This is a genomic window from Wenzhouxiangella marina (genome assembly GCF_001187785.1).
Lineage (GTDB): Bacteria > Pseudomonadota > Gammaproteobacteria > Xanthomonadales > Wenzhouxiangellaceae > Wenzhouxiangella > Wenzhouxiangella marina.
Window position 1 is genome coordinate 10,011 of the sequence record NZ_CP012154.1, and the last position, 12,354, is coordinate 22,364.

The following is a 12,354-nucleotide window of genomic DNA, read 5'->3' on the forward strand; positions in this document are numbered from 1 at the left end:
AAACACGACCAGCAAGTATACCGGCCTGCCCGGGGCCCTTGGGAGTCCTGGCCGATCATCGATGGATGGCTGAGCGTCCCGACCGGCGTTATGATGCAGGGATGATTCGTCTCCTGATCCTCAAGACCGGCTCGGCTCCGGCCCCGATTGCGCGTGAGCATGGTGATTTCGAAGACTGGTTCGTTGCCGGGCTGGGCATCGCCGGCAGCGAAGTCGAGGTGGTCAACGCCGAAGCGGGGCAGCCGTTGCCGGAGCGACTCGATCCCGGCGTCGGCGTCCTCGTCACGGGCTCACCGGCGATGGTCTCACACCGCCTCGACTGGTCGGAGCGCGCGGCGGCCTGGCTGCGAAAGATCCACGCCGAGCAGCGACCCCTGCTCGGCGTGTGCTATGGACACCAACTCATCGCCCATGCTCTGGGTGGTCGGGTCGGCCCCAATCCGGCCGGCCGTCGGATGGGAAGCAAGCGCGTGCGTTTCCTCGACTCCGAAGACGTCCTGACGGGCGCCTTCGTGCCGGAGCAGTTCATGCAGGTCACGCATCTCGAAGTCGTGCTCTCCCCGCCCCCGGGTGCCGAGATCATCGGCGACAGCCCGGGAGACCCGCACCATGTCCTGCGCTTCGGCCCCAGGGCCTGGGGCGTGCAGTTCCACCCGGAATTCAGCCCGGCCATCATGGCCAGCTATCTGCGCCTGCGGGCCGATGCGCTTGACCAGGAGGAACAGGATGCGCGGGCGCTCGAAGCCGCGCTCGTCGAAACACCGGCCGGGCCGCGGCTGCTGCAGGGCTTCGCGGAACTCCTCGACCCGGCCGCACGCGCACCGACCCGAAACGAAACCACCGAGAATCGAATTCCATGCCCCTGAACCTCTTGCACAATAAATTCGGGGTCGCTCTCGTGACCAGTCTGCTCAGCCTGCCGCTCGTCGCCTGGGCCTGCTTCACGGCGGACCGTGCCGAAGTGCTGGCCGTCGAGCATCCCGATCTGGATTTCGCCAGCCTGGCGCACCAGATGCACATGCAGCAGACCATCGACTACCGCTTCAACGGTCCCCGGGACTGTGTCGAGGGTTTCGCCGATCAATTCCCATGCCAGGGCATCGGTCTGGCCGGCTGGGTCGAGTTGCCTGCCATCGGCGGAGGGACGGGGTCGGACAATTGGGGCTGGCGCGATCCGGATAGCGGTCGTCTGTTCGCCCTGATGGGGCGGTCGAACGGGGTCGCCTTCGTCGAAGTGACCGTTCCCGAATCGCCCGTCTACCTCGGCAATCTACCGCGACCGGCCGGCGTCTCGAATTCGGTCTGGACCGACATCAAGACCTATGGGCACCATGCCTTCATCGTGGCCGATTCGGTCATGGGCCAGGGCATGCAGGTCTTCGATCTCAGGAATCTGCTCGCATCGGAGGAGCGTCCACCCCAGACCTTCGCCGCCGTCACCCGCTACGATCAGTTCAATTCGGCCCATAACATCGCCATCAATACCGAGTCCGGCTTTGCCTACACGGTCGGTGGGGACACCTGTGCGGGTGGCCTCCACATGATCGATGTCCGGGATCCGGAAAACCCGAGCTTTGCCGGCTGCTTTGCCAGCGAAGGCTATACCCATGACGTCCAGTGCGTCATCTACCGTGGCCCGGACGAACGGTACCAGGGAAACGAAATCTGCTTTGCCAGCAACGAAACTTCTTTGGATGTAGTTGACGTAACTGATAAAGAGGCACCACGCCTTATTGGTCGGCATTCCTACCCGCAATTTCGCTATACCCATCAGGGTTGGTTGACGGAAGACCACCGTTACTTCTTCCTCGACGATGAATTGGATGAAACCACCTACAATCTTCCTGGGACAAGGACGTTGGTGTTCGATTTTGCGCAATTGGATGTTAGCGACCCGCCCGCCGAGTACATCGCCGACGGTCCGGCCATCGATCACAACCAGTACGTCATCGGGGACTACGTCTTCCAGGCCAATTACAAACGCGGCCTGCGCGTGCTCCACATCAAGGACCCGGCCACCGCCAACCTCGAGGAAGTGGCCTGGTTCGATACCTACCCGAACGAGGATGGCAACGGTTTCAGCGGTGCCTGGAACGTGTTCCCCTTCTTCGCCAACAATCTGTTGCTGGTCTCGGATTTCAATCGCGGCCTGTTCATCGTTCGCGTGAGTGACCCGAACCTGGCGATGGCCCTGGAAAGCATCTACGGAGATCGCTTTGCACCCTAGACGTCAACGCCCCAAGGTCACGCTGAATTTTCTCGGCGCCGTCGGCACGGTCACCGGCTCGCGGTTTCTGCTGCGCGTCGGCCGGCGACGCTTCCTCATCGATTGCGGTCTGTTCCAGGGCTACAAGAACCTGCGCATGCGCAACTGGGCACCGCTGCCGATCAAGCCGAACCAGATCGATCGCGTCATCCTGACCCATGCGCATATCGACCATTCCGGTTATCTGCCCGTGTTGTGTCGTGACGGATTCAAGGGCGAGATCCTGTCCACCGCCACGACGCGGGACCTGTGCCGACATCTGCTGCCCGACAGCGGCTTCATCCAGGAAAAGGACGCGGCCCTGGCCAACCAGTACGGACACACTCGGCATCAGCCCGCCAAGCCGCTCTACACCAAGCGCGACGCCGAGAACTGTCTGCACCAGTTCCGACCGCTGGCCTTTCACCACCCCTTTGCCCTCAGTCGGGACGCCGAGCTGATCTTCCAGCGCGCCGGACACATCCCGGGCGCGGCCAGCGCCCTGATCCGCGTCGATGGACGGCAGTTCCTGTTCAGCGGAGACCTTGGCCCTCCCGATTCCCCGACCATCCCGCCTCCGGATCCGCCACCCGCGGTCGATGTGCTGGTCATCGAATCGACCTATGGCAACCGACTGCGCGATCGCGCCGACCCGGAAGACGCCCTGGCCGATGTGGTCAAGCGCACCGTCGCCCGCGGCGGCAGCGTGATCATTCCGGCCTTTGCCGTCGGCCGCACCCAGTTGGTCCTCCATCATCTGCGCCGCTTGCTCGATGCCGGTCGAATTCCGAAGGTGCCGGTCTACCTGGATTCCCCGCTGGCGATCAATGCCACCGAGGTGTTCGCCGATCACCCGGATGATCACCGACTGACTCGAAAGGAAGCCGAAGCCGCCTGCTCCCTCCCCACCTACGTGCACGAAGCCGAGGAGTCGCGGGCCCTCGATGAAGATCCGATGCCGAAGATCATCATCGCCGGTTCGGGCATGGCCACGGGCGGTCGGGTACTGCATCACCTGAAGGTCTATGCACCCGATGCGCGCAACGCGATCCTGTTCACCGGCTACCAGGCCGGCGGCACCCGCGGGGCAAAGCTCGTCCAGGGCGATGAATCGATCAAGATCCATGGCCAGTACTGGCCGGTCAAGGCCGAGGTCACGAACCTGGACATGCTCTCCGCCCACGCCGATCGTGAGGAACTTTTGGCCTGGCTCGAGCAGATGGAACGGCCGCCGAAGCAGGTCTTCATCGTCCACGGCGAAGCCGAAGCCAGCGATGCCCTTCGTCTGGCCATCAGTGAACGGCTGGACTGGGAGGCCACCATCCCCGAGATGAATCAGGACTATCTGCTTTGACCAATGGAAACGGCAGCAATCTGCTGCACGCGCGGCGGATCGCGCTGGACACACACGACGAGCCCGTCATCATCACCCGGCGCGATTGCCCGGTCTGTCGCTCGGAGGGTTTCAGCTCCCATGCCCGGGTCCGCATCCAGGCCGGCAATCGGCGCATCATCGCGACCCTGTACCAGATCGAATCCGAGCTCCTCGAACGCGGCGACGCCGCCCTGTCCGAGTCGGCCTGGAATCTGCTCGACGTCGAGGACGGTGCCGAGCTCTACCTGAGTCATCCGCAACCTCTGGAATCGCTCAGTCTGGTGCGTGGTCGAATTTTCGGGCGCCCGCTGTCCAAGTCGGATCTGAACGCGATCATCACCGACATCGGTGCTGGCCGCTACGCCGACATCCATATCGCGATGTTCCTGACCGCGATGGCGACGCGCGGCCTGGATGATCGCGAGTTGATCGATTTCACCGGCGCGATGGTCGATGCGGGCGATCGCCTGCAATGGGATCGCACGCCGATTGCCGACAAGCACTGCGTCGGCGGCCTGCCCGGCAACCGGACCACGCCGCTGGTGGTCTCCATCGTTGCCGCCTGCGGACTGTGGATGCCGAAGACCTCGTCACGAGCCATCACTTCGCCGGCCGGTACCGCGGACACGATGGAAACCCTGTGTCCCGTCGATCTCGACCTGCCGGCCATGCGCCGAGTGGTCGAGAAGGAAGGGGGTTGCGTCGTCTGGGGCGGTTCGGTCCGTCTGAGCCCGATCGACGACATGCTCATTCGCGTGGCTCGCGTGATGGACCTCGACGCCGAGGATCAGCTGATCGCCTCGGTGATGTCGAAGAAGGTCGCGGCCGGCTCCAGCCATCTGGTGCTGGACCTGCCCTATGGCAAGACCGCCAAGATCCGTTCCGAAGCCGAGGCCAAACACCTGGGTGAACGACTGGCCCGCGTGGCCGCCGCCTTCGGACTCCAGACCCGGATCGTGCGTTCCGACGGCAGCCAGCCGGTGGGCCGGGGCATCGGCCCGGCCCTCGAGGCCCGCGACATCCTGGCCGTGCTCGACAACCAGGCCGATGCGCCGGCAGACCTTCGTCAGCGCGCACTGACCCTGGCCGCCGAACTGCTGGAACTGGCCGGAGCCGCCCCCGAGGGCGGCGGCTACGCCCTGGCCGAAGAGACCCTGAGTTCGGGGCGGGCGGCGAAGAAGTTCGAGGCGATCTGCCAGGCCCAGGGTGGCATGCGGGACCCGACCGTGGCCAAGCGCAGCTTCGGCATCCTGGCACCGCGCGACGGGGTGGTGGCCGAATTCGACAATCGTCGCCTCGGCCGAGTCGCCAAGCTGGCCGGCGCCCCGGCGGCTCCGGCCTCGGGCGTGGAGCTGCACGTCCACCTCGGTGACCGGGTCGTCCGCGAGCAGCCCCTGTTCACGATCCATGCCGAAGCCTCGGGCGAGCTGAGCTACGCCCGCGAGTTCGCCGCCAGCAACGGCGACATCATCCGCCTAGAGTAGACCGAGCGATCAACCAGCTTCGCATCCGAATCGAAGCTCCAATGCCTTTCGCAAGTAATCATCAGCGCGGAGGGGGGTGGTCGGCAGCGGCGGTGAAGGTCGCGGCAGCTTTCCCTTGACGTCATAGCTACTTCGGGAGCCCTCCTACACCTGCCAGTCTCAGAAGCAGCGTCGAAGCCCAGAAACCGCCGGCATGCAGCAAAGCTCCAAGGAACTTCCAGCAAGCACCCAAGCCGATCCGCCCTTCACCGCCGCTGCCGACCAGCCCCCTCCGAGCCACCCCCCTCCCTCTTTCGTGTAAGAATTCGGCCATGGATGGAAAAGACCTAGCCGCACTGAGCCTGATCGCCCTGCCGGGCAACGAGCCCCTGGCCCATGCCCTGAGCGAACAGCTCGATGCTCCCCTGCTCGATCTGGAGTTCAGGCGCTTTCCCGACGGGGAAAGCTATCTGCGTCTCGACGCCGATCTGAGCGGCCGACGCGTGGCCCTCGTGGCCACACTCGATCGTCCGGATGACAAGATCCCGGGCCTGCTGTTCACGGCCGATCTGTGTCGCGATCTGGGTGCCGAGCGCGTCGGTCTGATCTGTCCCTACCTGCCCTACATGCGCCAGGACTGCCGCTTCCACCCCGGTGAGGCCCTGACCTCGCGCAGTTTCGCGCGCTGGTTGTCCGATCATCTCGACTGGCTGGTGACCGTCGACCCGCATCTGCATCGCTATCACAGCCTCGACGAGATCTACGCGCTCGATTCCGAAGTCGTGGCCGCCGCCCCGGCCCTGGGCGACTGGATCGCCGGTACGGTGGATAACCCGCTGGTGATCGGGCCCGACGGCGAGAGCGAACAATGGGTGCGCGCCGTGGCCGAACCCCGGCAACTGCCCTGGCGGGTGATGAGCAAGGTTCGCCATGGCGATCGCGACGTGGAGCAGAGCGTGCCCGATCTGGACGGCTTCGAGACCCACACGCCCGTGCTGGTCGACGACATCATTTCCTCCGGTGCGACCGTGGCCGAGGCCACGCGCCATCTGCTCGACGCAGGTCTGCCGGCACCCGTCGTGGTGGCCGTCCACGGTCTGTTCGGCGATCGATCCCGCGAATTGCTACGCCATGCCGGCGTGGCCCGGGTGGTCTGCACCAATTCGGTTAACGCCCCCGAGTCCGACATCGGTCTGAGCAGCCTGCTGGTGCCGGCCATCCAGCGCCTGGCCTGAACGGGAGTCGGCCATGAGCGAACGCGACCGCATCTATACCCAGGGCCAGGGCCCGGCAGCGCCCTTCGAGTTTTCCGAGGCCGTGGTGCGCGTCTTCCCCGACATGATCGAACGCTCGGTGCCGGGCTATCGGCTGCTCCTCGAACTCACCCCCCTGATGGTGCGCCGCGCGGTGCAGCCCGGTAGCCGAATCTACGATCTGGGCTGTTCCCTCGGCGCCGCCACCCTCGCCGCCCGCCGCGCCGTGGGCGTGGACGAGGTCGAGATCATCGCCGCCGACACCTCGCCGGACATGGTCGAGCGCTGCCGAGAAATCCTTGCCGCGGACAACTCGCGTGTGCCGGTCGAAGTGCTCGAGGCGGACGCCTGTGAACTGCCGATCGAAAACGCGTCGGTGGTGATGATGTACTTCACCCTGCAGTTCATCGCGCCCGAACGTCGGTCTGCCCTGCTCGCGAAGATCGCGCGGGGACTAAGGCCCGGCGGCGTGCTGTTGCTGGCCGAGAAGCTGGCCTTCGAGCTCGAATCCACGCAGGCCTGGCTGGACACGCACCACCACGACTTCAAGCGCGCCCAGGGCTATTCGGACCTGGAAATCGCGCGCAAGCGCCAGGCCCTGGAGAACGTTCTCGTCCCGGAAACCCGCGAGGCCCATCATGCCCGTCTGCGCCAGGCCGGCTTCGATCAGGTGATCGACTGGTTCCAGTGCTTCAACTTCGCGGCTTTCGCGGCCGTGCGTGGAGAGCATGGTGACTGAATCGACGACTGAGGAAAACGAAGTCGAGCGCGCACCCAGGCAGGACATCGATGCGCAGAAGCTCGAGCGCCTGCGTGATCGAACCGATGAAATCGAGCTGATCATTTCCGGCCTCACCACCTTCGCCCTGTTTACCCTGCCGGGTTGGCTGTTCGAGAGCCTGTCGCAGAACTTCGCCCATTACTCGGCAATGATGCAGATCGCCACCAATCTGTCCCTGATCGTGGTGCCCGGCCTGTTCTATTCCCTGGGATTCTGCTTCGCGATCCATCTGATGGTTCGTGCCTACTGGGCCGGTCTGATCGGTCTTCAGACCGTCTTCCCGAATGGCATCAACTGGTCGCGTGCGTCCGGGCTTGGCCCGCTCACTCGCCGCTATCATCGGGAGCACCTGCCGAGTTTGCCTGCGGCCACCGCCCGCGCCGATCATTTTGCTTCCGCCCTGTTCGCGGTGATCAGCATGATCGCACTCGGTGTGCTGTGGATCGCCGTGCTGATGATCTCTACCCTGATGGTCGCCGGCGTCATCGGTGAGCGCATGGGACATACGAATCAGGGGCTCGGTATCGGCAGCCTCATCCTGGTCAGTCTGCTGGCGGGGCTTCCGATCCTGCTCTGGGTGCTCGATGCCGGAATCGGCCGACTGTTCCCCAGGCTTGCCGGGACGCGCGCATTCCAGGCCTTGATTCGCGCCTTGAACCGCTTCCTCGGCTGGATCTGGCCGCAGCGACTCATTCTGCCCGTGCAGCTGGTCCTGCAAACCAACACCCGGCCCTTCATCTTTGCCTTGTGCCTGATCGTGGGTGTGACCGGAATCATTACCTTCGGCCAGTTCCGATACGCTGCCTGGACGCAGTTCAGCCTGAGCAACGAGTTCACCTACCTCGACGATGCGACCGTCGCCGAGGGCATGCGAAGCACCTATTACGAAGATCAGCGCAGCCTTCGGGACCGGATGCGCCTGTATCCGATGATCGATAGCTTCGTTCAGTCGCAGACGGTGATGAGGGTCTTCCTGCCGTACCAGCCGCTGCGCGACAATCTGATGCTCGAGCGTCAGTGCGGGCCCGAGGATGATCGCCTCGATTGTCTTCGCCGGATCTGGCGCGTCTCCCTCGATGGTCGCGTCCTGGATCCGCAGTCGCTGATTCCGACCGAGCGCTTCGATCTCAATCTGCGCGGATTGACCGGCGTGGTTGGTTTGGACGGGCTGAGCCCGGGTCTGCACACGCTGGAAGTCATCTGGAATCCCGAGGGGGATGAGGTCGATGGCCCCGTGGATGACCGCTACCAGGATCAGATCGTCAGACGCTACGCCATTCCCTTCCTGTTCTCGCCGGCCTATGAGGTCGGCCTGCCGAATGCCGTGCAATGAATCTCGGCGCGGTCCATCGTGATTGGCTGATCGGGACGGTCGGTGATTCGGTGGCGGCCGAGATCGAGGAGGCACATCGGAGTCGCTGCATCGCGCACGGTGACCACGAGCGCTGGAACGCGGTGCTGAACGAGCTGCCGGCAGTCGATACCGGCTGGTCGATCGAAGGCGGTGTCCTGGTGGCCGGCCGCGCCGCGCCGAAGCCTGAACAGCTGGCCGAAGCGCTTCGGGCCCTGATTCCATGGCGCAAGGGACCGCTTCGCCTGGGCGGCGTGGACATCGAGACCGAATGGCATTCGGACTGGAAGTGGGCGCGGATCGCCCCACATGTCGATCTCAGCGGGCATCGTGTCCTCGACGTCGGCGCCGGCAACGGCTACTTCGGCTGGGCGATGCTGGCGGCCGGCGCCGAGGCCGTCGTCGGCTGCGACCCGACCCAGCTGTTCATCCACCAGCACGAGGCGATCAGCCACTTCGCCGGTCCCGCGCCGAACCTGCTGCTGGCCTCGACGCTGGAAGATCTGCATCCGGCCCTGAACGACTTCGACACGGTCTGTTCCTTCGGCGTGCTCTACCATCGGCGTGACCCGATGGATCACCTCGACCGCCTGAAAGCGCGCCTGCGCCCGGGCGGTCAGCTGGTCCTCGAGACCCTGATCATTCCCGGCGAGGACGATCGCCAGCTCGACCCGCCGGATCGCTACGCCAACATGCGCAACGTGCATGCCCTGCCGACGGTCCCGCGCCTGCTCGACTGGCTCGAACAGGCCGGCTTCGACGCGCCCCGATGTGTCGATCGCACGCTCACCACGGTGGAAGAACAACGCAGCACCGACTGGATGCCCTTCCATTCCCTGGCCAATGCCCTCGACCCCGACGATCCGAGCCGGACCATCGAAGGCCACCCGGCCCCCCTGCGCGCCGTGATTCTGGCCACCAGGCCGCTGGCCTGAACATCCAACGGTTTTCCTGATTACGTATCCATCTCAGGCTTCAACAGAAGCAACCGCAGATTACGCAGATTACGCAGATTCGGATCATCTGCGCTCATCTGCGTAATCTGCGGTTCATGCTTTTCCGGGACTGGCTGAGGCTCATGCATAATCAGGACGGTTCTTGATTTCCTTCGTGCCCTTCGTGCCTTCGTGGTTCAGTCCAGAGCCTGACGATTCCCGGGAAGATCGATTCAGCCCCCCTTGCTGAACACCGCCATCTGCGTCGGCGCCCCGAACTCGGGATCCTCCTCCCCGATGCCATCGATGCGAAGGCGATAGCCATAGCGCTCCGCCACCCGTCGGCACCAGCGCCTGAAGCGCTGCCTCGACCATTCGAAACGATGATCGGGATCGCGGAACTCACCCGGACCGAGGCCGAGCAGCGGATTGTGATCGGCGTTGGGCGTGGTCAGCACGATGGTGGCGAGACCGTAGCGCTCGAAGACCAGGGCTTCCATGCCGGAGAGTTGCCTGGGGTCCAGATGTTCGATGGTCTCGACCAGGCAGGCCGCCTCATGGCCCAGGCAGTCCGGGTGGTAGTCCGTCCAGGAACCCTGCACCAGACGAAGACGCTCGGAGCGCGCAGGGTCGAGGGTCTGGCGCAGCGCGGCCAGCGCCAGTTCGGAGCGATCCATGCCGAGCAGGCGTTCGAAGCGAGGGGATTCGAGCAGTCGGGCCAGCAGGCTGCCCGAACCGCAACCGAGGTCCAGAACCGAACGCGCCCCGCTCGAGAGCAGGGCGCGGTAGACGGCCTCGAGGCGCTGCTCGTGCAGCGCCGTGAGCACTTAGATGATGCCCAGCAGGCTGGCCAGAACGACCAGGATCATCGCCGGCGTGACGACGCGGGTCAGCCACAGCCAGGCGCTGTAGGCCCAGTTCGGCATCTTCTCGCCGAGCTCTTCGCGAGTGATCTTGCCCGACAGGATCCAGCCGGCGAAGACGGCCGTCAGCAGGCCGCCGATCGGGAGCATGATGTCGTTGGCCACGTATTCGATCGCGCTCATGATGTCGCGGCCGCCGATGCGGACTTCCGACCAGAGGTTGAAGCTGAACACGCTGGCCAGGCCCAGGGTCCAGGCCAGTCCGGCCACGCAGAGCGCGGCGGTCTTCCGCGACAGGTTCGTCGACTCGACCAGGTAGGCCGTGGCCGGTTCCATCAGGGAGATGGAGCTGGTCCAGGCCGCCACGGACAGCAGCAGGAAGAAGGCCATGCCGTAGGGAATGCCCCAGGGCATTTCCGCGAAGGCCAGGGGCAGGGAGGTGAAGATCAGGCCCGGACCACCGCCGGCCGGGTCGATGCCGAAGGAAATCACGATCGGGAAGATCGCCAGGCCGGCCACCACGGCGACCAGGGTGTCGGCGATGACCACGGTCGTGCCGACGCGCGGCACGCTGACACCCGAAGGCAGATAGGCGCCGTAGGTCATGATGGCGCACATGCCGAGGCTCAGGGTGAAGAAGGCCTGGCCCATGGCGGTCACGATCATGCCGCCGGAGACCTGCGACCAGTCCGGCTTGAACAGGAAGCCGACGGCCTCCTGGAAGTGGCCGGTGTTCATGCCGTAACCGAGCAGCACCAGCAGCAGCACGAACAACACCGGCATCAGCACGCTGACCGCGCGCTCCAGGCCCTTCTCCACGCCGAAGGCGACGACGCCCACGGTCATGACCATGAATACACCGTGCCAGAAGGTCATCTCGCCGGCGCTGGCCAGCAGACCCGTGAAGTTGGCCGTCGGGTCGGTCACGCCGACGCCGCCCGCCAGTTCCTTGGCGTAGAGGAAGCCGTAGTGCAGGGTCCAGCCCGCGACCACCGAGTAGAAGCTAAGCACCAGGAAGCCCGCGATCACGCCGAGGACGCCCAGGCCCATCCAGCTCTTGCTGGCGCCGGCATCGGCGGCCAGTTCGCGCAGGGAGTTGATCGGGCTCATGCGGCCGCGCCGGCCGATCACGATCTCGGAGAACATGATCGGCATGCCGACGATCAGGATGCAGAACAGGTAGATCAGGACGAAGGCCCCGCCACCGTTCTCGGAGGTGATGTAGGGGAAGCGCCAGATGTTACCCAGGCCGACGGCCGAACCGGTGGCGGCCATGATGAAGGCCAGGCGCGACGACCACATTCCATGGATGGAGGTAGTTTGCATGACAGGACCGCTCCCTCGCGGATGCTTGTTGTTGGTTAGCGCGACATTGTGCGCCAAGTCACTATTCCGTTCAAATGACGCGGCCGGCTTCGGGCCTTTTCCTGACTGGATCGCGCGCGTCGACGACGGCCTTGCGGTACCATTGTTATGTTGTAACGCCAGCCCTGATCTGCCTGGAGATTGCTCGATGCGTTGCCTGATGTTTCTATCCCTGCTCGTGCCGAGTGTCGGCGCCTTCGCTCAGTTCGACGCTCCGGTCCGCCAGCACGCGGCGCATGTCCACGGCCAGGCCGAGGGCCAGCTGGCGGTGGACGGATCGAGCGTGCAGCTCAGCCTTCAGATTCCGGCCCACAATCTGCTCGGTTTCGAGCATGCGCCGGTCAACGAGGCGCAGCGCTCGGCGCTGGACGCGACCGTCCGCCACCTCGAGGAATCGGCCTGGCTTACAACGCCACCAGCCGCCGATTGCCAGCGCCAGGAACTAACCCTGGACACGCCCGGCCTCGAAGCCCCGGAGGATGGCTCGGCGCACCGTCATCACCATGCACATGAACATGATCATGGGGGTGACGAACACGGTGCCTTCGAACTGACGTTCCAGCTCGATTGTCGTGTTCCCGAAGCGCTGACCTGGCTGGAGCTCGACCTGTTCGAAGCCTATCCGGCCAACGAATCCATCCGGCTGGACCTGCTGACCGCGACGCGCGCGGATCGGATCACCCTCGGGCCCGGCCGGATCCGCGTCGACCTGCAGCCTTGAGG

Annotated in this window: 11 protein-coding genes; 9 read left to right on the plus strand and 2 right to left on the minus strand. The window is 64.8% G+C overall.

The annotated features are described in order from the left end of the window. Window positions 1-101 precede the first annotated feature (101 nt). The 8 genes from WM2015_RS00040 (at window position 102) to cmoB (ending at window position 9,403) form a co-directional block, all read left to right on the plus strand. Entirely contained in the window at window positions 102-866 is a 765-nt protein-coding gene (locus tag WM2015_RS00040) for a glutamine amidotransferase (protein WP_049724120.1), read from the plus strand. Further along, complete coding sequence (locus WM2015_RS00045; RefSeq protein WP_049724121.1) at window positions 857-2,227, plus strand: choice-of-anchor B family protein; 1,371 nt, start codon at window positions 857-859, stop codon at window positions 2,225-2,227. Before WM2015_RS00040 ends, WM2015_RS00045 begins: the two co-directional genes overlap by 10 nt. Beyond that, window positions 2,217-3,599, plus strand: a complete 1,383-nt coding sequence (locus WM2015_RS00050) for an MBL fold metallo-hydrolase RNA specificity domain-containing protein (RefSeq protein ID WP_049724122.1) — start codon at window positions 2,217-2,219, stop codon at window positions 3,597-3,599. Before WM2015_RS00045 ends, WM2015_RS00050 begins: the two co-directional genes overlap by 11 nt. Continuing rightward, on the plus strand, window positions 3,596-5,104 hold the full coding sequence (locus tag WM2015_RS00055) for a thymidine phosphorylase family protein (protein WP_049724123.1): 1,509 nt from the start codon (window positions 3,596-3,598) through the stop codon (window positions 5,102-5,104). Before WM2015_RS00050 ends, WM2015_RS00055 begins: the two co-directional genes overlap by 4 nt. A gap of 311 nt (window positions 5,105-5,415) precedes the next feature. Then, the gene (locus WM2015_RS00060; RefSeq protein ID WP_049724124.1) at window positions 5,416-6,318 is read left to right on the plus strand and encodes a ribose-phosphate diphosphokinase; all 903 of its coding nucleotides are present in this window, start codon (window positions 5,416-5,418) and stop codon (window positions 6,316-6,318) included. 13 nt (window positions 6,319-6,331) lie between these two features. Beyond that, the gene (gene cmoA, locus WM2015_RS00065) at window positions 6,332-7,075 is read left to right on the plus strand and encodes a carboxy-S-adenosyl-L-methionine synthase CmoA (RefSeq protein WP_049724125.1); all 744 of its coding nucleotides are present in this window, start codon (window positions 6,332-6,334) and stop codon (window positions 7,073-7,075) included. Beyond that, window positions 7,068-8,450, plus strand: a complete 1,383-nt coding sequence (locus WM2015_RS00070) for a hypothetical protein (protein WP_156200699.1) — start codon at window positions 7,068-7,070, stop codon at window positions 8,448-8,450. Before cmoA ends, WM2015_RS00070 begins: the two co-directional genes overlap by 8 nt. Beyond that, window positions 8,447-9,403: a tRNA 5-methoxyuridine(34)/uridine 5-oxyacetic acid(34) synthase CmoB gene (cmoB, locus tag WM2015_RS00075; RefSeq protein ID WP_049724127.1), complete on the plus strand. Its 957-nt coding sequence runs from the start codon at window positions 8,447-8,449 to the stop codon at window positions 9,401-9,403. Before WM2015_RS00070 ends, cmoB begins: the two co-directional genes overlap by 4 nt. A gap of 233 nt (window positions 9,404-9,636) precedes the next feature. Here the strand turns inward: cmoB and WM2015_RS00080 are convergent, their stop codons facing one another. Next, window positions 9,637-10,230, minus strand: coding sequence for a methyltransferase domain-containing protein (locus WM2015_RS00080; protein WP_049724128.1), 594 nt, complete (start codon window positions 10,228-10,230; stop codon window positions 9,637-9,639). After that, entirely contained in the window at window positions 10,231-11,592 is a 1,362-nt protein-coding gene (locus WM2015_RS00085; RefSeq protein WP_049724129.1) for a sodium-dependent transporter, read from the minus strand. Between the two features lie 187 nt (window positions 11,593-11,779). Here WM2015_RS00085 and WM2015_RS00090 point away from each other — a divergent pair, with 187 nt between their 5' ends. Next, window positions 11,780-12,352, plus strand: a complete 573-nt coding sequence (locus tag WM2015_RS00090; protein WP_169751062.1) for a ZrgA family zinc uptake protein — start codon at window positions 11,780-11,782, stop codon at window positions 12,350-12,352. Window positions 12,353-12,354 lie beyond the last annotated feature (2 nt).